Source organism: Allobosea sp. CCNWLY174 (assembly GCF_037120455.1).
Taxonomy (GTDB): Bacteria; Pseudomonadota; Alphaproteobacteria; order Rhizobiales; family Beijerinckiaceae; genus Allobosea; species Allobosea lupini.
Genome location: NZ_JBBBBQ010000004.1, coordinates 475,428 through 501,475, shown reverse-complemented (window position 1 = coordinate 501,475; position 26,048 = coordinate 475,428). Strand labels below are relative to the sequence as shown.

The following is a 26,048-nucleotide window of genomic DNA, read 5'->3' as shown; positions in this document are numbered from 1 at the left end:
ATCTCTATCGTGTAGATGCACGATAGAGATGGAGCTGGATAGCGGTCAAGCCGGCTGGTGCGAGATCAGCCGACTTCCCTCGCCGCCCGCCGGATTGCCTTGAGACTGTCGCGCGTCTCGCTCCAGCGTTCCTGGCCGAGCCCGCCCTCGATCCTGTCCTGCGCCGCGCGCCAGTAAGGGATCGCCGCCTCGATCGCGGCGCGGCCCTTCTGCGTCACGGCATAGGTCAGCGCCCTGCCCTTGCAGTCGACCGGCTCGATCAGCTTCTCGGCGGCAAGCAGTTGCAGGTTGCGCGTCAGCGAGGTCCGCTCCAGCGCGAAGCGGTCGGCGAGCTCGGTGACGGAGCGCCAGGCGCCGGTCGAAAGCGCCGAGAGCAGAACGAACTGGGTGATCTTCAAGCCACTCGGCCGCATCGCCTCGTCATAGGCGCGGGTGACGGCGCGTGCGGTCATGCGGACATGCAGCACCACACAGGAACGGGCGATGTCGTCGAGAGGGAGATCAGGGACTGGCGTCGTCATCCCGCCACGATAGCGGGTTTAGTGTCCGGCCGCAGCAGGGCAGATGGCGGCAGTCATCGCGTTCACCTTTTACGCAGCGGATTCCTTGACTCCGGCAGCCCTGGGGCCTATCTCCGCCACGTCGGTTAGCACTCACTCGGTGAGACTGCTAACAGACCCCTTTCACGGGCAAATTCGAGCCCGTCCAGAATAAGACCGAGAGGAAGACAGAACCATGAAGTTCCGTCCGCTGCATGACCGCGTTGTGGTCCGTCGCCTTGATGGCGAAGAGAAGACCAAGGGTGGCATCATCATCCCCGATACCGCCAAGGAAAAGCCCCAGGAAGGCGAGATCGTCGCAGTCGGCCCCGGCGCCCGCGACGACGCCGGCAAGCTGGTTGCTCTCGATGTCAAGAAGGGCGATCGCGTCCTCTTCGGCAAGTGGAGCGGCACCGAGGTCAAGATCGACGGCCAGGATCTCCTGATCATGAAGGAATCCGACATCATGGGCATCGTCGGCTGAGCAGCCAGGCGCCCACCCGTCCGTAGAGTTCAATCAGGAGTAGTCTCATGGCTGCCAAAGAAGTTCGCTTTTCCACCGACGCCCGCGACAAGATGCTGCGCGGCGTGGACATCCTCGCCAATGCCGTGAAGGTCACGCTGGGTCCCAAGGGCCGCAACGTCGTGATCGAGAAGTCGTTCGGCGCCCCGCGCATCACCAAGGACGGCGTCACCGTCGCCAAGGAGATCGAGCTCGCCGACAAGTTCGAGAACATGGGCGCTCAGATGGTCCGCGAAGTCGCTTCGCGCCAGAACGACCATGCCGGCGACGGCACCACCACCGCCACCGTGCTCGCCCAGGCGATCGTCCGTGAAGGCGCCAAGTCGGTTGCGGCCGGCATGAACCCGATGGACCTGAAGCGCGGCATCGACCTCGCCGTCGAGGCCATCGTCGCCGACCTCAAGAAGAACTCCAAGAAGGTCACCTCGAACGCGGAAGTCGCGCAGGTCGGCACCATCTCGGCGAACGGCGACGAGTCGGTCGGCAAGATGATCTCGACCGCGATGCAGAAGGTCGGCAACGAGGGTGTCATCACTGTCGAGGAAGCCAAGACCGCCGAGACCGAGCTCGACGTCGTCGAGGGCATGCAGTTCGACCGCGGCTATCTCTCGCCCTACTTCATCACTAATGCCGAGAAGATGGTCGCCGAGCTCGAGGACCCCTACATCCTCATCTTCGAGAAGAAGCTGTCGTCGCTCCAGGCGATGCTGCCGATCCTCGAGGCCGTCGTGCAGACCGGCAAGCCGCTGCTCATCATCGCCGAGGACGTCGAGGGCGAGGCTCTGGCCACGCTCGTCGTCAACAAGCTCCGTGGCGGCCTGAAGGTCGCAGCCGTCAAGGCTCCGGGCTTCGGTGATCGTCGCAAGGCCATGCTCGAGGACATCTCGATCCTGACCGCCGGTCAGATGATCTCGGAAGACCTCGGCATCAAGCTCGAGACCGTGACGCTCCAGATGCTCGGCCGCGCCAAGAAGGTGCGCATCGAGAAGGAGAACACCACGATTATCGACGGCGCCGGCAAGAAGAAGGACATCGAGGGCCGCGTTGCGCAGATCAAGGCGCAGATCGAGGAGACCACCTCGGACTACGACCGTGAGAAGCTCCAGGAGCGTCTGGCCAAGCTCGCCGGCGGCGTCGCGGTCATCCGCGTCGGCGGCGCGACCGAGGTCGAGGTCAAGGAGAAGAAGGATCGCGTCGACGATGCCCTGAACGCCACCCGCGCTGCGGTGGAAGAAGGCATCCTGCCGGGCGGCGGCGTCGCCCTGCTGCGCGCCCTGAACTCGGTCAAGTCGATCAAGACCCAGAACGACGACCAGAAGACCGGCGTCGAGATCGTCCGCAAGGCGATCGCTGCTCCGGCCCGCCAGATCGTCGACAACGCCGGCGGTGACGGCGCGGTCGTGATCGGCAAGCTGCTGGAGTCGAAGGACTACGCCTGGGGCTACAACGCCCAGACCGGCGAGTACGGCGATCTGGTCAAGGCCGGCATCATCGACCCGACCAAGGTCGTGCGCACGGCGATCCAGGACGCGGCTTCGATCGCCGGCCTGCTGATCACCACCGAGGCGATGATCGCCGAGACGCCGAAGAAGGACGCCCCGATGCCCCCGATGGGCGGCGGCGGCATGGGCGGCATGGACTTCTGAGGAAGTCCAGACGCCCCAGACATTAACTGCCGAAACCGGGCAAGCCCGGTTTCGGTGGCGGCATGGACTTCTGATCCAGGCCACCAGGCTCAACTATGGAAGGCCCGGCGCAAGCCGGGCCTTTTTCGTCACATCACCCAAGATCCTGGCGATATCGACCCGGACAATCTTGCCAGCTGCCGCAAGGTTCTTCCAACTGCAGACATCGCACGACTATCCCGTTCCCCGTGAGTCGGGCCGGCCTTTCGCCATCGCGCGCCACAATGAGGCATACCCGCGCGACGGGCGGAGCGGAGATCATCAATGGTTCGGCGGTCTGCTGTGATTGTCGGCGTCTACGCCATGATCGGCTTCCTGGCGGTAGCGGCCGCGGCCGCGAGCGGCTGGTACGCCTTCCGAGACGCCCCGCCCACCATCCTGTCGGTCGCAGTTGGCGGAAAGGGCGGCAATGTCGATCAGCTGATGGGCGAGGTCCGCGATCTTGTCGCGACGCAGTCGAAGACCATCCGCCTCGAGATCGTACATACCGACGGCTCGGCGACGAATGCGCGCCTGGTTGCCGACGGCAAGGCGGCCCTCGCCTCGGTGCAGGCCGACATCATGACCGCGCCGACCGTCAGGGCCGTCGCAGTCGTTGCGCGCGAACATTTCCAGCTGATCGCGCGCCGCTCGTCCGGCATCCGGAGCCTGCGGGATCTTGCCGGCAAGCGCCTCGCCCTTCCGCCGGAAGGCACCTCGGGCAATCAGAACTTCTTCGCACTCGCGCAGCATCACGACCTGCCATTGGCCGAGATCAAGGTCAGCGCCGGCCCCGTCAACGACAACTTCGCAGCACTGGAGCGCGGCGAGATCGACGCGATCGCCTTCGTCAGGGCACTACGCGATCCCGCCACTGTCGAGGTCATGCGGCGCCTGCAGCAACGCGGCGACGGGCTCTTCTTCGTGCCGGTCGAGCAGGCCTCAGCGATCAAACTGGTGAAGCCCTATGTCAGCGAAAGCAGCATCAGCCAGGGGACCTATCAGGGATATCCGCCCGTCCCCGAGCAGGACACGCCGACGCTGGCGATCGGAATCAATCTTGTAGCGGGCGTCAAAGTGCCGGACGCCGCCGTCGAGGAACTGACACGGATCCTGTTCGAAGAGCAGTTGCGTCTCGCCTTCCGGACACCACTCGCCGCGGGTATCGCGCGGCCGGCACAGAACGGCCCGTCCGTGGCGATCCATGCCGGCGCAAAAGCCTATTACGACGGCGCCAGGCCGTTCCTTCTGGTGCGCTATCGCGATGAGATCACCTTCATGATCTCGATGCTGACCATCGCGTATTCCGGCGTGATGATGCTGCGGCTGCAGATCCGCAACCGGCGCAAGGTTCGGGTCAGCGCCTACAATGACAAGCTGATCGACATCGCGTCGCGGGCGCAGGAGGCAGATGACCTTGCGACGCTGCACGGCTGCCGTAAGGATCTCAACCTGCTGATCCAGCGGGTGATGAAGGATTTCTCGGAAGAGCGGATCTCCGACCAGGGCTTCCACGTGTTTTCGTTGAGCTGGGAGGCCGTGCGCGCCTCGATCGCCGAAGCGATAGGCGAAGCGCGCGCGTCCGGGCAGGCCGGCAAGCGAGTAGCTGCCTAGGCGGCTCGACTTTGCACAGGCATGTGAAGCCACGCGCTTGCATCGACTTTGGTTGTAGGCCCTAGATCGCAGCTGGTGCGGCATCCTGCCGCGCTCTGCTTTCGGGGGTCCCTTTCATGAACAACCCTGCTTTGGGCGATGCCGCCAAGTTGATCGGCCGCATCCTGCTCGCCCTGATGTTCGTGCTCGCCGGCTGGTCCAAGATCAGCGGCTATGCCGGCACGCAAGCCTACATGGCCTCGGCCGGCGTGCCCGGCATCCTGCTGCCACTCGTCATCATCGTCGAGCTGATCGGCGGCCTGATGATCGTCGTCGGCTTCAAGACCCGCCTCGTCGCCCTCGCCCTGTTCGCCTTCACCATCGCAGCCTCGGTGCTGTTCCACATGAACTGGGCGCAGCCGATGCAGCAGCTCATGTTCATGAAGAACCTTGCCGTGGCCGGCGGCTTCCTCGTGCTGTTCGCGGCCGGCGCAGGCGCCTATTCGGTCGACAAGGACTGAAGCCCATCACAAAACGCTGAAAAAGCGCGGCCCGGACTTGAGCCGGGCCTTTTTTGTGCGCAGGGCTGATCTACAACGCTTTCTACTAGGCAGCGCGTCTCCCGCGCTGATTCCCCGACAAGGACGATGCCATGCGCCTGTTGAGTTTCGCCGTCGCCGCGCTTGCCGTGATCGCGCTCGTGGTCGGCCAGCAAAGCGGCAGCCACGGCATCCTCGGCCTCGGCGCCGTCGGCCTGCTGCTAGCATTCGCCACCTTCCGGGCTACCGAGATCAGCACCTTCCTGAAAATCTTCTCGGTCATCTTCGCGGTGGAATACGTCGCGACCGGTGCCGGCGCGGTGCTGGCGCAAGTCGGCTTCTGGCCGGCCGGCTGGCAGGCGATCGCACCGCCGGCGAGCCTGCCGACGACGATCGCCGTCTTCGGCATCCTCGTCTATGCGATCTCGTTCATCCCGGCGATCCGGCGCATCGCCCGGCTGGCTTCGCCCTATTTCGAGGCGCCGGAAGCGACCACGGCGCAGCTCTGGCCGGTGAAGCCCTTCTCGATCGGCACGGGCCGCCTCGGCATCGCGCTGCTGGTCTTCCTCGTGGTGCTCAACCAGATCCAGGTCGGCATCTCGCTGCGCCTTTCCTTCTTCAACCGCGATTTCTACAACGCGATCCAGGAGAAGGACGCGGCGACTTTCTGGTACCAGCTGATTTACGTCTTCAGCGTCTGGGCCGCGATCTTCGTCATCTCCAACCTGATCGAGATGATCGCCAACTACACGCTCCTGATCCGCTGGCGCCGCTGGATGGCGGAGAGCTTCAGCGCGGCCTGGCTGCGCAACGCCAATCACTACCGGGTCTCGCTCGCCCACACCGCGGACAATCCCGACCAGCGTATCGCCGAAGACACGCGCGCCTTCGTCAACCAGACCTACAGCTTCGCCCTGCCGCTGCTGACGCAGGTATCGACGCTGGTCTCGTTTTCGATCATCCTCTGGTCGATCCCGGTTGCCAGCGTCGTGCCGGGGACCGAGATCAGCATTCCCGGCTTCATCTTCTGGATGGCGCTGATCTATTCGGTCGCCGCGACCTGGATCGCCCATCTCATCGGCCGGCCGATGATCGGCCTGGAGTTCGAACAGGAGCGGCGCGAGGCGAATTTCCGCTATTCGCTGGCCCGCCTGCGCGAATATTCCGAGCAGATCGCCCTGATGCGCGGCGAGACCTCCGAGCAGCGCCACCTCACCGAACGCTTCGGCGACATCGTCCAGAACTTCTACCGGCTGGTCTGGGCGCGGGTGCGGCTGACGACCTTCACCCTGTCCTTCGCGCAAGCCAATGTCGTCGTGCCCTACATCCTGCTCGCGCCGCATTACTTCTCGGGCAAGATCACGCTCGGCATCATGACCCAGGTCGCCTCGGCCTTCGACCGGGTGCAGACGGCGATGTCGTTCTTCATCGACCGCTACCAGTCGATCGCCTCCTATGTCGCCTCGATCAACCGCCTCACCACCTTCGAGGCTGCGATCGCCCAGGCGGAAGCGCAGGGAGCCGGCGGCGCAGACGCCGGGATCGACATCGCGCAGAAGGCCGGCACGGACACGACGATCGAGACGCTGTCGCTCACCCTGCCGAATGGCCAGCCGATCGTGAGCGCATCCGACCTGACCCTGCCTGCGGGTCAGTCGACGCTGGTCGTCGGCCCCTCGGGCTCCGGCAAGTCGACCCTGTTCCGGGCGCTTGCCGGCATCTGGCCCTTCGGCAAGGGCAAGGTAGCGGCGCCCGCCGGCCAGACCATGTTGCTATTGCCGCAGCGGCCCTATCTGCCGCAGGGATCCCTGCGGGCGGTGCTGTCCTACCCCGCAGAGCCGAACGCCTTCAGCGATGCCGACATCCGCGCAGCCATGGAGAAGGTCAAGCTCGGCCATCTCACCGATCGGCTCGATGAGGTCGACCTCTGGGGCCAGCGCCTCTCAGGCGGCGAGCAGCAGCGGCTCGCGGTCGCCCGTGCGCTGCTGGCCAAGCCCGACTGGCTCTTCCTCGACGAAGCGACCGCCTCGCTCGACGAGACGCTCGAGAACGAGATCTATGCGATGATCCGGCGCGAACTGCCGCAGACCAGCATCGTCTCGATCGGTCACCGCTCGACATTGCGCGCTTTGCACGACGGGCTGGTCGCGATGGAAAAGAACGCCGACGGCACCTTCAGCCCGAAGGCGAAGGCCATGGCGGAGGCGAGGTAACCACAGCGACCTGTCCCTCTCCCCTGGCGGGATAGGGTGAAGATGAGGGGTCTCGCAACGCAGGTCGCTGGCCGTGCGTCGTGTGGAGGCGGCCCCCTCCCAACCTGAGCGAACCCTCATCCGGCCCTTCGGGCCACCTTCTCGCAAGGGAGAAGGGCGGGTGCCGCCTCAGATACCGCGGTCGAAGCGGATTTCGCCAGCACCCGTCTTGATGACGAGACGGCCTTCGACCAGGTCCCATTGCCGTGCGGTGCGCAGAGCCATCAGATAGCTGCGCTCGAAATCCGCGACGCTCTTGTCGCAGGCGGCCTTGGTCACCGCGATCGGGCCGACGGCGAAGCCCTGCTGGCGCAGCGGATAGGCCGAGGCCGAAAAGGTGTTGCAGCCGGCAAAGCCGGTGCCACGCAGATTGGAATCGACCTTCAGCGTTGCCTTGAAGCTGTTGATCGGCTTGCCGTTCAGCTGGGTCGCCGTCCAGGAGGCGTCGAACGGAAAATTCTTCTCCTGCTTCGGCGGCGGAGCGTCCTGCGGCTGCTCACTACGAGACGGCATCTGCTGGCGACGCTGCGCGAGCGCATCGCTCACCAGAACCGGCGAGAGGGAGAGAGCGAGAGCGGCCAGGAGGCCAAGGCGCGACTGCGTATTCAACTGGTCCAGACCCCGATTGGAAAGAGCGACAGCCCGTAGGAGAACCCGATACTTTCCACTGCACCGATCGTGGTGGCGAGCGCAAGTCTCGATCCCACCGCTTTTGGCACGCCTTGCACCGAAATCGCCTCGCCCGGCCGAACTACCCGGACATTGCGTCGGGAATCCGGCGTCTGAACATGTTCCGCAAAAGTGGGCACCACTTTTGCGATGAGAACATGTTCGTCTTTGAGTTTGCGCGAATTCTGTTCGTTCGGCTGTTACCAGCCGAACGGAAAGCGCGTCAGATTCTCGCCAGCAGCCGCTCGATCAGCGGGTTGGAACGGCGGAAGACATAGTCGAGCGCCCGTACGGTGATGTCGTCGGCACCGGCCTTGCTCAGTTCCTCGACCAGCGGGAACACCGCCTTGCGCGGGCAGTGCAAGGTGACGACACCATCACCACTGGCGGTGCCGAAGGGCAGACGCGCGCCGAGCCGGTGCGCGATCTCGCCGAGCCGCTGCGGCGAGACGGCGTTGAGCACGGCGCGGACCTCGCGCACCGAGCGCGCCTCCTCCTCGGCCGCGATGCGCGACAGGATGGCGGCGGCGGCATCGCGCGCCTGCTTGCCCCATGGCGCACGTACGGATGCGACGAGATTGGCCTCCGAGGCCAGGATCACGCCGTCGTCCAGCACCTTCAGCGCATTCGCCGTCAGCGTCGCGCCGGTGGTGGTGATGTCGACGACGATCTCGGCGGTGCCTGCGGCCGGAGCCCCCTCGGTCGCGCCCAGGCTCTCGACGATGCGGTAGTCGGCGAGGCCGTGATTGGCGAAGAAGCGCCGGGTCAGGTTCACGTATTTGGTGGCGACGCGCAGCTTACGGCCGGTGCGGGCGCGCATGGTCGCGGCGACGTCGTCGAGATCGGCCATGGTGCGCACATCGATCCAGGCCTGTGGCACGGCGACGACGACATTGGCCTGGCCGAAGCCCAGCGGCGCCAGCATGACCATGCTGGCATCGGCATCGGCGACCTGCTCGCGCACGAGGTCCTCGCCGGTGATGCCGAGATGAGCAGCGCCGGACGAAAGCTGCGCGACGATCTCGGAGGCCGAGAGATAGGCGACCTCGGCCCCGCCGAGCCCGGCGATCTGGCCGCGGTACTCGCGCTGGCCGCGTGCCTGAACGAAGGAGAGGCCGGCGCGGCCGAAGAAGGCGGTGGCGTTCTCCTGCAGCCGGCCCTTGGAGGGCACTGCGAGAACCAGCGGCGCGTCGTTGGTCATCTTGTCCGTCCCGCTCATGCCTTGCCTCCCGCGAGACGATCGAGCCAGAGCGAGGCGCCGACGGCCGGCACCGGCGCGGGCGCGCCGAGGCGCTGCAGCACGCCGTCATAGCGGCCACCGCCGGCGATCGGCTTCAGATCCGGCCGAGCCGGATCGTGCAACTCGAAGATGAAGCCGGTGTAGTAGTCGAGATTGCGGGCGAAGCCGGCCGAGAAGGAGATGCTGCCGACATCGACGCCGCGTGCGGCGAGGAAGCCGGTGCGCTCGTCGAAGGCGTCGAGCGCGGCGGAGAGATCGAGCCCGGCCTCGCCGGCAAGCTTACGGAGGGCGGCGGAGGCGCTGTCCGGATCGCCGCCGATCGCCAGCGCATGCGCGATCACGCCGCTCGCCTCGCCATTGACCGGATTGTCGCGCTCGGCGGCGCGCGCCAGGAAGCGCTCGGCGATGTCGCCGGCCGAGCGGCCTCCGACGGTCGAGATGCCAGCGATCGAGAGCACGTCCTCCACGAAAGCGCGCGCTGCCTTGGGATCCTGCCCCTCCAGCGCCTTGAGCAGGCCGGCATGGGCGTGCTCGACCTCGTTCACAGGCGGCTCGAGCGCGGCGACGGCGTCGGCGCCCTTGCCTTGCGCCACAGCGCGCATCAGCCGGCGGCGGGCGGCCTGCGGCACGCCGAGCCGATCGAGCAGCGCGGTCAGAAGCGCGACATCGCCCATCAACAGGCGCGGCCGGCTCAGGCCGAGTGCGGCGGCGGCTTCGACCGTCAGGGCCATGATCTCGGCATCGGCGGCAGCGAAATCGCTGCGGCCGAAGGATTCGAGGCCGGCCTGGGCGAACTCGCTCGGCTCGTTGGCGCCGCGCATGCGGAAGACCGGGCCGGCATAGGCGTAGGACGCCGGCTCGCTGGCATGGACGGCGATATGCGCCAGCGCGACGGGGATGGTGTATTCCGGCCGCAGGCACCATTCGCGCCCGTCATCGTCCTGCGTCAGGAAGATGCGGCGGCGGATATCCTCGCCGGAGAGGTCGAGGAAGGGCTCGACGGGCTGCAGGATCGCCGGCTCGGCGCGCCTGTAGCCCTCGCGCTCGAACGGCGCGATCACGGTCTCGAGCTTTGAGCGCATGGCCGGCACTTTACAAAAACCCTGTTGCGGCGCCGTCCTAGCAGGGACGCCCGCGATTTTCGACGGTTTTTAGGGAATTGGGTGAACGGGAATCCGGAGACCGCCCTTCCCTTCTCCCCTTGCGGGAGAAGGTGGCTCGGCGAAGCCGAGACGGATGAGGGGTCGCGCCACATTCCAGAAGGAGCGAGTGGAGCGCCACGGAACAAGCGCAGCGCGACCCCTCATCCGCCTGCCGGCACCTTCTCCCGCAAGGGGAGAAGGGAGCTAGCGATGTCGCGCCAACACCCGCTTCACTCCTTCGACCAGTTCGCCCTTCGGCACGGAGAACTGCGCCTGCGCCTGGCGCTCCTTGTGCTCGGCCGAGTCCTTGACGTCGCGGCCCGCTGCAGCGAGTTCGGCGCCGAGGATCAGGTCCTTGATCACCACCGTGCCGGCCTCGCGCTCCGAGGAACCCTGAATGATTGCGCAGACGGCGCCGCGGCGGTCGGCATATTTCATCTGGGCGTTGAAGCCGGAGGAGCCGAGATAGAGATCGGCCCGGCAGAGCGCCCTGCCATGCTCGTCCTTGGCCTGCCGAAGCTGCGCGACGAAAGCCTGATAGGCCGGCATGAACTCCGGCGATTTGTTGTCCATCGCGGTGACGACGACGAGCGGCAATTCGTTCTTCTGGTCGACGATCGGCGACTTCACCGCCTTCAGCGCCGAATAGAGCCGGGAGACGCCGATCGAGAAGCCGGTCGCCGGCACGGGCTCGGGCCGGAAGCGGCCGACGAGGCCGTCGTAGCGCCCGCCGCCCGCGACCGAGCCGAAGCGGACGACCTGTCCGTCCTCATTGGTGACCGGGAAGGTCAGCTCCACCTCGTAGACCGGGCCAGTGTAGTATTCGAGACCGCGGACGATCGACGGGTCAATACGAATGCGGTCGGGACCATAACCGGCAGCGCGAACCAAGTCATTGATTTGACTGAGTTCCTTGAAGCCTTCAGCGGTAAATTCTGGACTTTGCTCATTCCAAGCGTTTGCGCGTTGCTGCTCGGTCCGATTGTCAGCCCACATTTCAGGCGCTGAAGTGACCACTTGGATGATGTAGTTAGTTTGGGTCTGGTCCAGACCCGCCCCCTTGGTGAAATCCCCGCTTTCGTCCTTGCGACCCTCGCCAAGCAGCAGGCGCACACCCTCGGGTCCGAACTTGTCGAGCTTGTCGATGGCGCGCAGCACCGTCAGCCGGCGGCCGACATTCGCGTCGCCGCCGAGGCCGATCGCCTTCATCACCCCGTCGAGCACTTTTCGGTTGTTGACCTTGACGACATAGTCGCCGCGCTTGATGCCGAGCTTCTCCATCGTGTCGGCGGCGAGCATGCAGATCTCGGCATCGCCGGCGACCGTACCACTGCCGACGATGTCGGCATCGAACTGCATGAACTGGCGGAAGCGGCCCGGGCCCGGCTTCTCATTGCGGAAGACATAGCCGACGCGGTAGCTGCGATAGGGCTTCGGCAGCGCGTCGTAATTCTCGGCGACATAGCGGGCGAGCGGCGCCGTCAGGTCATAGCGCAGCGAGAGCCACTGCTCGTCATCATCCTGGAAGGAGAAGACGCCCTCGTTCGGCCGGTCCTGGTCCGGCAGGAATTTGCCGAGCGCGTCGGTGTATTCGACGAAGGGCGTCTCCACCGGATCGAAGCCGTAGAGCGAGAAGCTCTCGCGGATCACGGCGAGCATGCGCTCGGTAGCGGCGACATCGGCCGGGCCGCGATCGACGAAACCGCGCGGCTGGCGGGCCTTCAGCTTGGCAGGGGCGGACTTGTCGGCGGACATGGCGGGGAACTCGGTAAGTCAATGCTGATCGATGTCCGAGCGGGTTAGACCGGACCGCCGCTTGGGGCAAGCACGGCGGCGCAATCCGGCCAAGCGCATCATTCGCGGGCCGCTGCGACGGCACTCGCCCTCGCAGGGTCACCAGCCATAAGCAGGATCTCAGCGACGGAACGCCCGGCAGCGCGCATCGAAGGCGGCGAAAACCTCTTCGCTGTTGGATATGTCGAAAACGGCCTCGCGCGGCCTGCCGCCGCGATCCATGCGGCCGCTCACGACGAAGCGCTGGCCGCGTGCGAGCTGGTCGCGCGCGCCGGGCGAAAGCGTCGCCATGCCATTGAATTCGCCATCGCTGAACACGAGGCCCTCATCCGCGCCTCCGACTTCCCAGCGCTGCGGGCGCCCGTCGATCGAGACCGGCGTCGGCGAGTTCGAGATCGACCAGTTGCCGGGCGGCAGGAACCAGTTGCTGATGTCAACGCCACCCTTCGAACCCTTGCTGCAACTGAGCGAGAGGCTGAAAGCCCGGTCATTCGAGCTGATCGAGATGTCGACCTGGACTTTCGTCGGCTGGGTCAGCCGCCAGCGCGAGGGCTTGCGCGGAGCGGCCGGCGGAGTTTCCGCCGCCGGCTTTGGTTCGCTCGCCGCAGCCGGTGGCTGCTCGGCCGCATGCTTCGGCTGGCTGACGCCAGCAGCGGGTGGCACGTCGACCTTCGGGACCTCGGCTGGCTTTGCGGGGCTGTCGGGGGATCGCAGCAGGGCATCGACAGGCTCGGCCGCGACGGGAGCTGGCTGCGGAGCAACGGGTGTGGCGGGAGCGGGAACCGGAGCTGGAGCCGGGACAGCCACTGCCTTTGGCGCCGGAGGACCGTCGATGAGCGTGGCCGACACCAGCTTGACGATCCTGCCGGCAGCCCCGCATGCGACGGAGCTGATCTTGAGGCGGGCGCCCTTGCGGAAAAGGTCGTCGAACGCGGCCTGGAGGCGGGCATAGGCCGCACGATCCCTGATATCGTAGGCCGCAGGCAGATTGATGTAGCTGTCGTCGTAAGGCGGCTCGTTGAATGTGAAGCCTTGCAGCTCGCCCTTCTCGACCACGCGGTCGACGACCTGCCCCGTGCCTGTGCCGCGGACACAGCCTGAGCCGGTCGGCAGGCCGGTGATCGCGACGACGCGCCCGGTCTGGTCCCTGTCGATCCGAATCTGTGCGGCTGCCGGTGTCGCCGCGGCAGCAGAAAGCAGGGTGAGACACGCCAAAGCGACGAAACGCGAGCTGAGACAATCCGTCATGGGCATCAATTCCGTTGCGGCATGGAAAGGATAGAGGCACTCCGGCCAATATTAACGATGATATTGGCGGCCACGATCCTCCCGGCGCAAGCGCTTTCTACAACGCCAATCCTTCATCCCAGTACGGAGTCGCCCCGTAAAGCTCGGCGAGATAATCGACGAAGGCGCGGACCTTGTGCTCCATGTGCCGGCGGCTCGGATAGACCGCGTAGACCGCGACGCGCTTGCCGACCGAATAGGCCGGCAGCACCCGCGCCAGGGCGCCCGATTTCAGCTCCGGCCCGACATCCCAGGTCGAACGCAGGGCGATGCCGACGCCCGCCAGCAGGGCTTCGCGCACGACTTCGCTGGAATTGGTGCGCAGCTGGCCGTTGATCTTGACCGTCACCTGGCCCTCCGGTCCGTCGAGACGCCATTGGTCGGCATTGTGGGCGATGAGGGTGTGGCGCGCGAGGTCTTCGATCGTCCCGGGTATGCCGCGGGCGGTGAGGTAGCCCGGCGTCGCGCAAAGCACGCGGTGGTTCGGCGCCAGCCGCTTCGCCACCAGGCTGGAATCGCGCAAGTCTGCGATCCGGATCGCGACGTCGAAGCCGTCGGCGACGATGTCCACGAAGGCGTCGCTGAGGATCAGCTCGACATTCACCGCCTGGTTGGCGTCGAGGAAGGGCTTGAGATGCGGCGCGACATGCATCCGCCCGAACGAGGTCGGCGCCGAGACGCGCAGGGTACCGCGGGCCTGCCCTGTGCCGCTGGCGACCCAGGCCTCCGCCTCCTCGATCGAGCCGAGGATCGAGACGACGCGCTCATAGAAGCCCTGGCCGGCCTCTGTCAGCGAGAGTTGCCGGGTGGTGCGCTGGAGCAGGCGCACGCCGAGCCGGTCCTCCAGGCGGCGGATGCGCTTGGAAATGACGGCCGGCGAGAGATTGAGTTCGCGTGCGGCGGCGGACATGCTCCTGGCGGTGACGACATGGGCGAAGACGTCGAGGTCGCCGAATCTGTCCATGCGTCCACCATCTTTTCCGTTTTGGAAATAATCATGCACGTTAGCCCCGCTGCATCCCCTGTGGAAGTATTCTAGAGTCCTGCGAGAACCGGAGAGGGTGAGGACGGAGTGTCATGAGTGCGATCGCCTTTCCGGCGCCCGATGCCGGCATCCTCGCCCGCCGCGACGCCATCATCTCGGGCCTTGCCAAACTGGTCGCGCGCGACGCGCTGATCACCTCCGAGGACGAGCGGCGGCCCTATGAGACCGACGCGCTGACCGCCTATCGCCGCATGCCGCTCGCGGTCGTGCTGCCTTCGACCACGCGGGAGGTCGCGGCGGTGCTGCGCTATTGCTCCGAACAGGGCGTGCCGGTGGTGCCGCGCGGCGCCGGCACCTCGCTAGCCGGCGGCGCGATCCCCCAGGAGGACGCGGTGGTGATCGGCGTCTCCAAGATGAACCGCATCCTGGAGATCGACTACGCCAACCGGGTGGCAAAGGTGCAGGCCGGCGTCACCAATCTCGCCGTCACCGGCGCCGTCTCGGCAGACGGGTTCTTCTACGCGCCCGATCCGTCCTCGCAGCTCGCCTGCTCGATCGGCGGCAATATCGGGATGAACTCGGGCGGCGCCCATTGCCTGAAATACGGCGTCACCACCAACAACGTGCTTGGGGTCACCCTGGTCATGCTGGACGGGAGCATCGTCGAGATCGGCGGTGGTCACCTCGACGCCCCCGGCTACGACCTGCTCGGCCTGATCGTCGGCTCGGAAGGCCAGCTCGGCATCGTCACCGAAGCGACGGTGCGTATCCTGCGCTCGGCGGAAGGCGCGCGGCCCGTCCTGTTCGGCTTCCCGACCAGCGTCGAGGCCGGTGCGGCGGTCGCAGCCATCATCGGCGCCGGCATCATTCCTGTGGCGATGGAGTTCATGGACAAGCCGGCGATCGAGATCTGCGAGGCCTTCGCCCATGCCGGCTATCCGATGGATTGCGGCGCGCTGCTGATCATCGAGGTCGAGGGCTCGGAGGCCGAGATGGATGCCCAGCTCGCCCGCATTGTCGCGATCGCCCGGGAGCACGGCGTCGGCACGGTCAAGGAGAGCAAGTCGGCGATGGAGACGGCGGCGATCTGGAAGGGCCGCAAATCCGCCTTCGGCGCCACCGGCCGCATTGCCGACTATATCTGCATGGACGGCACGATCCCGACCGGGCAATTGCCCTTCGTGCTCGAGCGCATGGACGAGATCATCAAGGGCTATGGCCTACGCGTCGCCAATGTCTTCCACGCCGGCGACGGCAATCTCCACCCGCTGATCCTCTACAACTGCAACGACCCGATCGAGGCGCAGAAGGCGGAGGACGCCGGCAACGACATCCTCAAGCTATGCGTCGAGGTCGGCGGCTGCCTGACCGGCGAGCACGGCGTCGGCATCGAGAAGCGAGACCTGATGACGGTCCAGTTCAACGAGGCCGATCTGCACCAGCAGCAACGGGTCAGGGCAGTGTTCGATCCGCGCTGGCTGATGAACCCGGCGAAAGTGTTCCCGCTGGAAGGGCGGATCGCGGCCTGATGCTCCACACCCCCACCACAGAGGCGCAGGCCTGCGCCGTCGTCGCCTCGATCGTCGAGGCGCGCGTTCCGCTCGCCATCCGCGGCGGCGGCACCCGTTCCGGTCTCGGCCGGCCGGACAACGCCGTCAGCACGATTTCGAGCGCCGAACTCACCGGCATCACCCTGTACGAACCCTCCGAGATGGTGATCGGCGCAAAAGCCGGCACGCCGCTGAAGCTGATCGAGGAGACGCTGGCAAGCCGCGGCCAGATGCTACCCTTCGAGCCGATGGATCATCGCGCTTTGTTCGGCACTGAGGGCGAGCCGACGATCGGCGCGATCGCGGCCGGCAACATCTCGGGCCCACGGCGGATCAATGCCGGCGCCGCTCGCGACTCCCTGATCGGCATCAAGCTGATCAACGGACGCGGCGAGCTCGTGAAATCCGGCGGGCGGGTGATGAAGAACGTCACCGGCCTCGATCTGGTCAAGCTCGTCTCCGGCAGCTTCGGCACGCTCGGCTTCCTGACCGAAGTGACTTTCCGCGTGCTGCCGCGGCCGGAGCGCATCGTCACCCTGATCTGGGAGGACCTCGCCGACGAGGCCGCGGTGGCGCTGCTGTCGGGGGCGCTCGGCTCGCCCTTCGAGCCGATGGCTGCAGCGCATCTGCCGGCCGGCGTCGGCGCGGAGCACGCGCGCACGCTGCTCAGGCTCGAGAATTTCTCCGCTTCGATCAGCTACCGCGCCGCCGAGCTCGCGCGCCTGCTCAAAGGCTACGGCCGGCCGCAGCTGATCGAGGGCCGCGCCTCGGACGCGCTCTGGCGCGAGGTCAGGGATGCAGCCTTCTTCGCCGGCACGCCGGAGGCTGTCTGGCGGCTTTCGCTTGCACCGACCAACGGGCCGAAAGCGACCGCCGCGATCGCGCGCATGGTACCCGGCGCGCGCTGGTTCTACGATTGGGGCGGCGGCCTCATCTGGCTCGCCGTGACAGCCGACGGCGATGCCGGAGCGGCAGCGATCCGCACCGCGCTGAAGCCGCTCGGCGGCCATGCCACGCTTGTGCGGGCGCCCGATGCGGTGCGGGCAGCGGTTCCCGTCTTCGAGCCGCTCTCCGAGCCGCTGATGCGGGTGACGGCGGGCATCAAGAAGAGCTTCGATCCGGAGGGCGTGTTCGAGCCTGGCCGGATGTATGCGGGGGTGTGAGATGGCGTGTCGTCGTCATGGTCGGGCTTGTCCCGACCATCCACGTCTTCCTTTCGCGAAGGCGGTGTTCAAGACGTGGATGCTCGGCACAAGGCCGAGCATGACGGTGTAGGATCATGCAGACCAACTTCACGCCCGAGCTTCTCGCCTCCGACCCGCGTCTTCCGGCCTCCGAGAAGATCCTGCGCACCTGCGTGCATTGCGGGTTCTGCACCGCGACCTGCCCGACCTATCTCCTGCTCGGCGACGAGCTCGATTCGCCGCGCGGGCGCATCTACCAGATCAAGGACATGCTGGAGAGCGGCAAGCCGGCGACGCCGGACGTGGTCAAGCATGTCGACCGCTGCCTCTCCTGCCTGTCCTGCATGACGACCTGCCCCTCGGGCGTGCACTACATGCACCTGGTCGACCATGCCCGCGCCCACATCGAGGAGACCTATGAACGGCCCGTCGTCGACCGGACGTTGCGTGCGGTCCTGTCGGCGATACTGCCCTATCCCGGCCGCTTCCGTCTCGCCATGCTGGCGGCGCGGCTTGGCAAGCCGCTGGCGGGCCTGCTCGGGTCGCTGCCTGTCGTCGGCGACCGGCTGAAGGCAATGCTGGCGCTGGCGCCCTGGAGCCTGCCCGATCGCTCTTCGATGGAAGGGCCAGCTTCCTTCCCGGCCGAGGGCGAGCATCGCAAGCGCGTCGCCATCCTCTCCGGCTGCGCCCAGCCGGTGCTCGATCCCGGCATCAACGAGGCGACGATCCGCCTGCTGACCCGACATGGCGTCGAGGTGATACTGCCCAAGGGCGAGGGCTGCTGCGGCGCGCTCGTCCACCATATGGGCCGCGAGCATGACGCGCTCGCCTTCGCCCGCGCCAATATCGACGCCTGGATGGCGGAGATCGAAGGCGAGGGTCTCGATGCGATCCTGATCACGGCGTCGGGCTGCGGCACCACGATCAAGGATTACGGCTTCATGTTCCGCAATGAGCCGGCCTATGCGGAGAAGGCGACGAAAGTCGCCGGCCTCGCCAAGGACGTGACCGAGTTCGTCGAGACGCTGGAGATCGCGCCAACCCGAAGCTTCGACCTCACCGTCGCCTACCACTCCGCCTGCTCTATGCAACACGGCCAGCAGCTCAAGGACGGGCCGAAGCGCCTGCTGGCGCGGGCCGGCTTCCGCGTCAAGGAGGTGCCGGAGGGCCATATCTGCTGCGGCTCGGCCGGCGTCTACAACATCCTCCAGCCGGAGATCGCCGGGCAGCTGCGCGAGCGCAAGGTCGGCAACATTCAGCGCACCAGGCCGGACCTCGTCGCCACCGGCAATATCGGCTGCATCACCCAGATCGCGAAGGGCTTTGCCGACCGCGGCGCCACGACGCCGATCCTGCACACCGCCGAACTGCTCGACTGGGCGACCGGCGGGCCTTTGCCGGAGAAGCTGGCCAAGGCAGGGATCGGGGAAGCGGTGGCACCGGAGCTCGTCGCGGCTGAGTGATTAAGCGCGGGGAACCCCTCTCCCGGATGGGAGAGGGGCAGGGGTGAGGGACCGCCGCTTATCATCTGAACGCAACGGCACCGCTGCGACCTCAATCGGATAGGGCAGGCCCTCATCCCTGCCCTTCTCCCACACGGGAGAAGGGTTCCCCGCGCCCGTCATCTGCGCGAGCCAGCCTGCGTCGGCAGGCCGTCACCTTCGGACGCTCCTAGCCAAGCCCGAGAATGACGCCCGAGCATGCTGGCTGTGTTCTTCACGCGATTGCCTCCACGGCTATGATCGCCGATCCTCCCGCCACCAAGGGAGGACAGGCATGACATTCGGCTTCATCGAGGGTTTTCGCGTCGAGGTGCTCGACCCGCGCTTCCATCGGATCGTGCCCGGCTCGGCCCGGATGGAGCGGCTGTGGACCGGGGCGCGCTGGTCGGAAGGCCCGGCCTGGTTCCCGGCGCACCAGACGCTGGTCTGGTCCGACATCCCCAACAACCGGATGCTGCGCTACGACGCCCTCACCGGTGAGGTCGGCACGTTCCGCCAGCCAGCGCGCAATTCGAACGGCAACACCGTCGACCGGCAGGGCCGGCTCGTCACCTGCGAGCATGGCGGGCGACAGGTGACGCGCACCGAGCATGACGGCTCCGTCACCGTGCTGGCGAGCCACTACCAGGGCAAGCGCCTGAATTCGCCCAACGACGTGGTGGTGAAGTCGGACGGCTCGATCTGGTTCACCGACCCCGATTACGGCATCCTGACCGACTATGAGGGCGACAAGGCGCAGAGCGAGATCGGCCGCTGCAATGTCTATCGCATCGATCCGCACAGCGGCGAGATCGCCATCGTCGCCGATGATTTCGTCAAGCCTAATGGCCTTGCCTTCTCGCCCGACGAAAGCGCGCTCTACATCGCCGACACCGGGGCGAGCCATGATCCGGAGAACGGGCCGCGCCATATCCGCAAGTTCGCGGTGACCGGCGACGGCGCAACGCTAGGCGCTTCCTCGGTCTTCGCCACCTGCACGAGCGGGCTGTTCGACGGATTCCGCTTCGACGTCGAAGGCCGGCTCTGGAGCAGCGCCGCCGACGGTCTCCACGTCTTCGACCCGGACGGCACGCTGATCGGCAAGGTGCTGGTGCCGGAGGTGGTCGCCAATCTCTGCTTCGGCGGCCCGAAGCGGAACCGGCTGTTCATCTGCGGGACCACATCGCTCTATGCGCTGATGACCCACACCAACGGCGTCGGCTGAGCGCTGACGAGGGCCATAGTCGCCCGACCGAAGGTTCCAGATGGCACGGCTTTTGCCGAGATGGCGCACCACTCCTCACACCGGTGCGCGCAATGCTCAAACGCTTGGCGGGGTCCGCCCTCATCGCCCTTTTCCTGACCAGTCCGGCGTTGGCCGAGACGGTCGTCCGCTACGGCATCTCGATGGCGGACATACCGTTGACCTCCGGCCAGCCCGATCGCGGTGCGGGCGCCTATAAATTCACGGGCTATACGCTCTACGATCCGCTGGTCGCCTGGGAGATGAATATCGGCGACCGGCCTGGCAAGCTGGTTCCGGGGCTTGCCACGGGCTGGAAGGTCGATCCTGCCGACCCGACGAAGTGGCTGTTCACGCTACGCGAGGGCGTGAAGTTCCATGACGGCAGCGCCTTCGACGCCGACGCCGTCGTCTGGAATCTCGACAAGGTGCTCGACGAGAAGGCGGCGCATTACGACCGGCGCCAGGCGGCGCAGGTCAAACCGCGCCTGCCCTCGATCGCGAGCTGGCGCAAGGTCGACGCCAAGACGGTCGAGATCACCACCAAGGCGGTCGACTCCTTCTTTCCCTACCAGATGCTCTGGTTCCTGGTGTCGAGCCCGGCGCAATACGAGAAGCTCGGCCGGGACTGGGACAAGTTCGCTCGCGAGCCTTCCGGCACAGGCCCGTTCAGGCTGACCCGGTTGGTGCCGCGCGAACTCGCCGAGCTCAGCAAGAACGCGGATTACTGGAACAAGGACAGGCTGGCCAAGGTCGACAAGCTGGTGCTCGTGCCGATGCCGGAGGTGCTGGCGCGGACCAATGCTCTGATCGCGGGCCAGGTCGACCTGATCGAGACGCCGGCTCCCGACACCGTGCCGCAGCTGAAGCGGGCCGGCATGCGCATCGTCGAGAACGTCACGCCGCATGTCTGGAACTACCATCTCAGCGTGCTTCCCGGCTCGCCCTGGACCGATATTCGGCTGCGCAAGGCGATGAACCTGGCGATCGACCGCAACGGCGTGGTGGCGCTGATGAACGGCCTCGCCAAGCCTGCCGTCGGCCAGGTCGATCCGGCGAGCCCGTGGTTCGGAAAGCCGGGCTTCGAGATCAAGTACGATCCGGAAGCAGCCAAGAAGTTGCTGGCGGAAGCCGGTTACTCGCCCGCCAAGCCGCTGAAGGCGACCTTCGTGATCGCGCAGGGCGGCACCGGCCAGATGCTGTCGTTGCCAATGAACGAGTTCATCCAGCAGAACCTGAAGGAGGTCGGCATCGAGATCGACTTCAAGGTGGTCGAGCTCGAACTCTTGTACACCCACTGGCGCAAGGGGGCGAAGGACGAGATCAACGCGGGCATCAGCTCGAACAACATCGCCTATGTCACCTCCGATCCGCTCTATGCGATCATCCGGTTCTTCCACTCGAACCAGGCAGCGCCGGTCGGTGTGAACTGGGGTGGCTATGCGAGCCCCGTGGTCGACGGGCTGCTCGACGAGGCGATGAAGACCTTCGACGTCGCCCGGCAGGACGCGTTGCTGGCCAGGGCGCATGCGCAGATCGTCGACGACGCGGTTCTGGTCTGGGTCGTGCACGACACCAACCCGCATGTGCTCTCGCCGAAGATCAAGCAGTTCGTGCTGGCCCAGCACTGGTTCCAGGACCTGACCACGATCAGCCTGGACTGACCCCTGCCCCCGGAGCCGGCCTTCGCAGGCTCCGGGCCGCCGCTATGGCGCAGGAGGCTTCTCCGGCTGCACCCAGCCGACGAGGAAGGGCATCAGGAGCCCGAGCAGCATGAAGCGTGTCAGGTGATGCGCTCCGACATAGAGCGGGTCGAGCCCCATGGCGAAGGCAAGCATCGCCATCGCCTCGAGCCCGCCCGGTGCGAAGGCTGCCATGGCGCTGGCATAGGGCACGCCGGCGAGCCAGGCCGCCGGCCAGGCGAAGGCGAAAGCCACCGCCATCGAGACGACGAAGCCCCCGATCGCGAGCGGGAACAGCGCCGCGATCTCGCCCCGCTTCAGATTGGAAACGCGCCCGCCCATCGCGGCGCCGAGCATGACCATCACCGCGATCGCGATCTCCGGCGGCATGGTGCCGTGGACGAGGCCGGTGCCGTGCAACACGGCGCTCGCCAGTGTCGCCCCGAGGATGAAGGGCGCGGTGATACCGATGCGCTCGAAGATCAGTCCCGTCACCAGGCCGCTGCCGAGCAGCAGCGCCAGGTCGCCGACGCTGGCGATCGCGACCGGAGGCGGCAAGGAGAGCGGGGTGCCGCCGCTGCTCAGCTTCATGATGCTGGGCAGCACCGCGACCAGGACGAGGATGCGGAAGAGCTGGATCGCGGCGATGCGGCCGATATTGGCGCCCTTGTCCTGCGCCACCGAGATCACCGCCGAGAGCGCGCCAGGCGCGGCGGCGAGGAGCGAATCGATCCAGCTCCAGCGTGCGACGAAGCGCAGATAGGCGCCGGTCGCCAGCATGATGGCGAGGAGGCCGACAACCAGCACCAAGAGTGAGCCGGGATAACGCGCCGTCGCGGCGAGCGCCTCGGGCGTCGCCGCCGAGCCGATCAGCGCGCCGGACATCACCATGGTCGAATCGAACCAGGGGCGGCGAAGGTCCGGCAGCGGCCGGGTGATGCCGAAGATCGAGACCACCAGCATCGAGCCCGAGAGCCAGGCCGCCGGTACCCCCAGCAAGGTGAAGAGCGTGCCGCCGACCGCCGCACAAGCGATCACCGCCGCTTCACGCGACAAGGTGCGCAGATGATAGGGGATATAGCTTGGGACAGGCATGAGGCTCGCGATGCGCCGTCAGGACGCATCGGGCATCAATGGAGGCGGCTGACGCTCAGGTCAAACGCCCCTGACGCAAGCGGGGCATGACCGCCGCCGATATCAGCCCGCCAGCGCCTTCTGCAGCCGCGCCACCGCATCATGGAGATCCGAAGCCTTGCGGGCGAAACAGAAGCGCAGGCCGGTCTCGCCGCCGGGCCCGAAGGCGGTGCCCGGCGCCAGGCCGACATTGGCCGTGTCGACCAGCTCGATCGCCAGCTTGCGGGAATCGGTCCAGCCGTCGACGCTGAAGAACTGGTAGAAGGCGCCGTCCGGTGCCTGCAGCTCGACGCGGTTGGTCGCCTTCAGCCCCTCTGCGACGATGCGGCGCCCTTCGGTGGCGCGGGCGATCTGCTGCGCGACAAAGGGCTCGCCCTCCTCCAGCGCCGCGATGGCGGCGCGCTGGACGAAGACCGGCGAGCCGGAGGTGGAGTACTGGATCAGGTTCTCGACGATCTGGCCGAAAGCGGGCGGCACCTCGATCCAGCCGACGCGCCAGCCGGTCATCGCCCAGTTCTTCGAGAAGGTCTGGACGAAGAGGATGCGGTCCTCCTGCTCCATCACGTCGTGGAACGAGGCCGCACGCGCCGAACCGTCATAGACGAAGCGGGCATAGATCTCGTCGGCGATGATCCAGATGCCATGCTTGCGAGCGATGGCGAGGATCGCGGCGAGCTCGTCACGCGTCGCGGTCCAGCCGGTCGGGTTGGCCGGCGAGTTGATGACGAAGGCGCGGGTGCGCGGCGAGATCGCCGCTTCGAGCTTCTCAAGGTCGAGCGTGAAGCGCCCATCCTTGAACTGCATGGGAACGCAGACCGGGTTGGCGCCGGCAATGCCCATGGCAGCAGCGAAGTTCGGCCAGGCCGGGGTCGGTATGATGAGTTCGTCGCCGACGCCGGCGATCAGCCGGACCGCGATCTGGACCGACTGCATGCCGGAGCCGGTGACGTAGAAGCGGTCCATGGCGAAGGGGCGGCCATAGAGCGCGCTGTGATAGCGTGCCAGCGCCTCGCGCAGCTCCGGAATGCCACGCTGCCAGGTGTAGAAGGTCTCGCCGTCGGCCAGCGACTGGTTGGCGGCGCGGACGATGAAGTCCGGCGTCGGCAGATCACCCTCGCCGACCCAGAGCGGGATCAGCCCTGGCTTGAGCCGGCCATGATTGACGACCTCGACGATGCCGCTCTCGGGCGCGTTGCGCGCCTCGGGGCGCAAATCGGCGATCAGGCTGGTGCCGGCCGGTGCGTGCATGTTCATGAGCGATCCTTCAGGCGATCCGTCGCGAGAAACATGCAGGCCAATCTAACGCAGATCGCGCCCTGGCGGCATGAATTGACGAGATCGACCCGATCGGTCGCAGTGATGGATCGCGAGGCGTGCCGACGAGCCGGCACCCCTCGAAAAGTGCGTCAGGCCCTCTGCTTCAGCAGGTCGCGGATCTCGCCGAGCAGGACGACATCCTGCGCCGGGGCCGCCGGCTCGGCCGGAGCAGCAGCGGCTTCCTTGCGCTTGAGCCGGTTGATGCCCTTGACGACCATGAACAGCACGAAGGCGATGATCATGAAATTGACGGCAATGGTGATGAAGCTGCCATAGGCAAGGACGGCGCCCTGCTTCTTGGCATCGGCGAGGACCGGGGAGGTGACGGCGCTGTTGAGCCCGATGAAGTAGTTGGAGAAGTCGACGCTGCCGATGGCGCCGATAAGCGGCATGATGATGTCGCCGACGAGCGATTCGACGATCTTGCCGAAGGCAGCGCCGATGATCACGCCGATGGCGAGATCGACGACATTGCCCTTCAGGGCAAACTCCTTGAATTCCTTGATCATGGCGCGCCTTTCCGAATGCCTGGCCAGTCTTCGGCATCACGCTGCGCAATGCCGCCCCCGCGCGCACGCTAGACCAGCGACACTCGTGGTGGAAGCAGGCTTCCGGCCGTTTTCCTCGGCATTTTCTCACGGAAAAGACCGATTCCAGGCTGCAATCATCCAATCTGCGAAGGTCGCGCGACGACGAACGTTGCGGCAGCGACCCGGTCCTGCCGCGACGCCTCCGTCAAAAGCCTTCGAGCACGATCTTGCCCTTGGCCTTGCCGCTTTCGAGCAAGGCATGGGCGCGCTTCAGGTTTGCCGCGTCGATCCTGCCGAAATGCTCGCCGAGCGTGGTCCGGAGCTTGCCGGCATCGACCATGGCGCCGACTTCGTTGAGCAGTTCGTGCTGAGCGATCATGTCGGGGGTGGTGAAGAGCGAGCGCGTGAACATCAGCTCCCAGTGCAGCGAGACGCTCTTGCGCTTCAGCTTCATCACGTCGATCGGCGCGGGATCGTCGATCAGGCCGAAGCGGCCTTGCGGCGCGATCAGTTCGACGATCTCGTCGAAATGCCGGTCGGTCTGCGTGGTCGAGAAGACAAAGGCCGGCGCGCCGATGCCGAGCCCGGCGACCTGAGCGGCCAACGGCCTGGTGTGGTCGACGACGTGGTCGGCGCCGAGCTCCCTGACCCAGTCCTGCGTTTCCGGCCGCGAGGCGGTCGCGATCACCGTGACGCTGCTGAGCTGTTTGGCGAGCTGGGTCGCGATCGAGCCGACGCCGCCGGCACCGCCGACGATCAACAACGCGTTCGCAGCGCCAGCAACCGGCTTGCGGATGTCGAGCCGGTCGAACAGCGCCTCCCAGGCGGTGATCGCGGTCAGCGGCAGCGCCGCCGCCTCCGCGACCGAGAGCGAGGCCGGCCGGCGTCCGACGATGCGCTCATCGACCAGATGGTATTCGGCATTCGTACCGGAACGGCCGATCGCACCGGCGTAGAAGACCTTGTCACCCGGCTTGAACAGCGTCGCATCCGGGCCGACCGCCTCGACAGTGCCGGCGGCGTCCCAGCCGAGCACCTTCACGCCACCAGCCTCGGGTTGCGAGCGCAGGCGCATCTTGGTGTCGACCGGATTGACCGAGACCGCCTCGACCCTGACCAGCAGATCACGACCGGCTGCTTCGGGCTTGTCGAGGGTGAGGTCGAGCAGCGCCTCGGGATGCTCGATCGGATGGGATGCGCGGTAGCCGACGGCCTTCATCGGAAAATCTCCTGTTGCAGGCCCAGACATACTGTTAGGCTCAGGAGCTGCAATACGCACAAATTGGACCAGTAGTATCACAATGGATACTGTCGGATGTTGAAGACGAAGAAGCGCTACGACTGCGCCGCCGGCTGCCCCGTCGAGGTGACGCTGGACCTGATCGACGGCAAGTGGAAGGGCGTGATCGTCTACCACCTGCTCTCCGGCACGCTGCGCTTCAACGAGATCCGGCGCAAGCTTCCGAGCGCGACGCAGCGCATGCTGACCCGGCAATTGCGCGAGCTGGAGGAGTGTGGACTCGTCCTACGGACGGTCTATGCGCAGGTTCCGCCGCGGGTCGACTATGCCCTGACCGAGGAAGGCCGTTCGCTCGAAGAGATCGTCCGCGCCATGCATGCCTGGGGCGAGCGGCGGCTGGAACGGCTGGCGCAGGTCCAGGCAGCCGCCTGAGGACAGGCCGAAAGGCCGATGGCGGCGG

22 protein-coding genes are annotated in these 26,048 nt (G+C 66.4%); 11 read left to right on the top strand and 11 right to left on the bottom strand.

The features are described 5' to 3' along the window. Positions 1–65: 65 nt before the first annotated feature. A complete protein-coding gene (locus tag V7S63_RS16015; RefSeq protein ID WP_158673660.1) occupies positions 66–521 on the bottom strand; it encodes a MarR family winged helix-turn-helix transcriptional regulator in 456 nt (151 codons plus the stop codon). A gap of 214 nt (positions 522–735) precedes the next feature. Here V7S63_RS16015 and groES point away from each other — a divergent pair, with 214 nt between their 5' ends. The 5 genes from groES (at position 736) to V7S63_RS15990 (ending at position 7,071) form a co-directional block, all read left to right on the top strand. Continuing rightward, the gene (groES, locus tag V7S63_RS16010) at positions 736–1,023 is read left to right on the top strand and encodes a co-chaperone GroES (protein ID WP_091831264.1); all 288 of its coding nucleotides are present in this window, start codon (positions 736–738) and stop codon (positions 1,021–1,023) included. 47 nt (positions 1,024–1,070) lie between these two features. Further along, a complete protein-coding gene (gene groL / locus V7S63_RS16005) occupies positions 1,071–2,708 on the top strand; it encodes a chaperonin GroEL (RefSeq protein ID WP_091831266.1) in 1,638 nt (545 codons plus the stop codon). Positions 2,709–3,011: 303 nt separating this feature from the next. Next, positions 3,012–4,340, top strand: coding sequence for a TAXI family TRAP transporter solute-binding subunit (locus tag V7S63_RS16000; protein WP_091831268.1), 1,329 nt, complete (start codon positions 3,012–3,014; stop codon positions 4,338–4,340). Between the two features lie 65 nt (positions 4,341–4,405). Then, a complete protein-coding gene (locus V7S63_RS15995) occupies positions 4,406–4,840 on the top strand; it encodes a DoxX family protein (protein WP_336530957.1) in 435 nt (144 codons plus the stop codon). A 131-nt stretch (positions 4,841–4,971) separates the two neighbouring features. Further along, positions 4,972–7,071: an ABC transporter ATP-binding protein/permease gene (locus tag V7S63_RS15990; RefSeq protein WP_336530936.1), complete on the top strand. Its 2,100-nt coding sequence runs from the start codon at positions 4,972–4,974 to the stop codon at positions 7,069–7,071. Between the two features lie 168 nt (positions 7,072–7,239). Here the strand turns inward: V7S63_RS15990 and V7S63_RS15985 are convergent, their stop codons facing one another. The 6 genes from V7S63_RS15985 to V7S63_RS15960 form a co-directional block, all read right to left on the bottom strand. Beyond that, entirely contained in the window at positions 7,240–7,719 is a 480-nt protein-coding gene (locus tag V7S63_RS15985; RefSeq protein ID WP_091831274.1) for an META domain-containing protein, read from the bottom strand. Between the two features lie 283 nt (positions 7,720–8,002). Next, the gene (gene hisG / locus V7S63_RS15980) at positions 8,003–8,998 is read right to left on the bottom strand and encodes an ATP phosphoribosyltransferase (protein WP_336530935.1); all 996 of its coding nucleotides are present in this window, start codon (positions 8,996–8,998) and stop codon (positions 8,003–8,005) included. Beyond that, positions 8,995–10,101 (bottom strand): ATP phosphoribosyltransferase regulatory subunit, encoded by a 1,107-nt coding sequence (locus tag V7S63_RS15975; protein WP_336530934.1) that lies wholly within the window; start codon positions 10,099–10,101, stop codon positions 8,995–8,997. Before V7S63_RS15975 ends, hisG begins: the two co-directional genes overlap by 4 nt. Positions 10,102–10,365: 264 nt before the next feature. After that, positions 10,366–11,916 (bottom strand): histidine--tRNA ligase, encoded by a 1,551-nt coding sequence (hisS, locus tag V7S63_RS15970; protein ID WP_336530933.1) that lies wholly within the window; start codon positions 11,914–11,916, stop codon positions 10,366–10,368. Between the two features lie 159 nt (positions 11,917–12,075). Then, entirely contained in the window at positions 12,076–13,203 is a 1,128-nt protein-coding gene (locus V7S63_RS15965) for a hypothetical protein (protein ID WP_336530932.1), read from the bottom strand. Positions 13,204–13,300: 97 nt separating this feature from the next. After that, positions 13,301–14,206: a LysR family transcriptional regulator gene (locus V7S63_RS15960; protein ID WP_336530931.1), complete on the bottom strand. Its 906-nt coding sequence runs from the start codon at positions 14,204–14,206 to the stop codon at positions 13,301–13,303. A gap of 113 nt (positions 14,207–14,319) precedes the next feature. On the opposite strand from V7S63_RS15960, the gene V7S63_RS15955 reads away from it, so the two are divergent. From V7S63_RS15955 to V7S63_RS15935, 5 genes are all read left to right on the top strand, one after another. Further along, positions 14,320–15,756, top strand: a complete 1,437-nt coding sequence (locus V7S63_RS15955; RefSeq protein WP_336530930.1) for an FAD-binding oxidoreductase — start codon at positions 14,320–14,322, stop codon at positions 15,754–15,756. Further along, positions 15,753–16,940: an FAD-binding protein gene (locus V7S63_RS15950; RefSeq protein ID WP_336530956.1), complete on the top strand. Its 1,188-nt coding sequence runs from the start codon at positions 15,753–15,755 to the stop codon at positions 16,938–16,940. Before V7S63_RS15955 ends, V7S63_RS15950 begins: the two co-directional genes overlap by 4 nt. A gap of 116 nt (positions 16,941–17,056) precedes the next feature. Further along, on the top strand, positions 17,057–18,424 hold the full coding sequence (gene glcF, locus V7S63_RS15945) for a glycolate oxidase subunit GlcF (protein WP_336530929.1): 1,368 nt from the start codon (positions 17,057–17,059) through the stop codon (positions 18,422–18,424). 313 nt (positions 18,425–18,737) lie between these two features. Beyond that, positions 18,738–19,667 carry an SMP-30/gluconolactonase/LRE family protein gene (locus V7S63_RS15940; protein WP_336530928.1) on the top strand — a complete coding sequence of 310 codons (930 nt, stop codon included), beginning with the start codon at positions 18,738–18,740 and terminating at the stop codon, positions 19,665–19,667. 92 nt (positions 19,668–19,759) lie between these two features. Further along, entirely contained in the window at positions 19,760–21,349 is a 1,590-nt protein-coding gene (locus V7S63_RS15935) for an ABC transporter substrate-binding protein (RefSeq protein ID WP_100965489.1), read from the top strand. A gap of 42 nt (positions 21,350–21,391) precedes the next feature. Here V7S63_RS15935 and V7S63_RS15930 read toward each other — a convergent pair whose 3' ends face one another. The 4 genes from V7S63_RS15930 to V7S63_RS15915 form a co-directional block, all read right to left on the bottom strand. Continuing rightward, positions 21,392–22,462 (bottom strand): AbrB family transcriptional regulator, encoded by a 1,071-nt coding sequence (locus V7S63_RS15930; protein WP_336530927.1) that lies wholly within the window; start codon positions 22,460–22,462, stop codon positions 21,392–21,394. 102 nt (positions 22,463–22,564) lie between these two features. Then, positions 22,565–23,755: a pyridoxal phosphate-dependent aminotransferase gene (locus V7S63_RS15925; RefSeq protein ID WP_336530926.1), complete on the bottom strand. Its 1,191-nt coding sequence runs from the start codon at positions 23,753–23,755 to the stop codon at positions 22,565–22,567. Positions 23,756–23,907: 152 nt separating this feature from the next. Continuing rightward, complete coding sequence (gene mscL, locus V7S63_RS15920; RefSeq protein ID WP_336530925.1) at positions 23,908–24,327, bottom strand: large conductance mechanosensitive channel protein MscL; 420 nt, start codon at positions 24,325–24,327, stop codon at positions 23,908–23,910. A gap of 226 nt (positions 24,328–24,553) precedes the next feature. Next, on the bottom strand, positions 24,554–25,567 hold the full coding sequence (locus V7S63_RS15915; protein ID WP_336530924.1) for a zinc-binding alcohol dehydrogenase family protein: 1,014 nt from the start codon (positions 25,565–25,567) through the stop codon (positions 24,554–24,556). Positions 25,568–25,663: 96 nt separating this feature from the next. On the opposite strand from V7S63_RS15915, the gene V7S63_RS15910 reads away from it, so the two are divergent. After that, a complete protein-coding gene (locus V7S63_RS15910; RefSeq protein WP_091831302.1) occupies positions 25,664–26,020 on the top strand; it encodes a winged helix-turn-helix transcriptional regulator in 357 nt (118 codons plus the stop codon). Positions 26,021–26,048 lie beyond the last annotated feature (28 nt).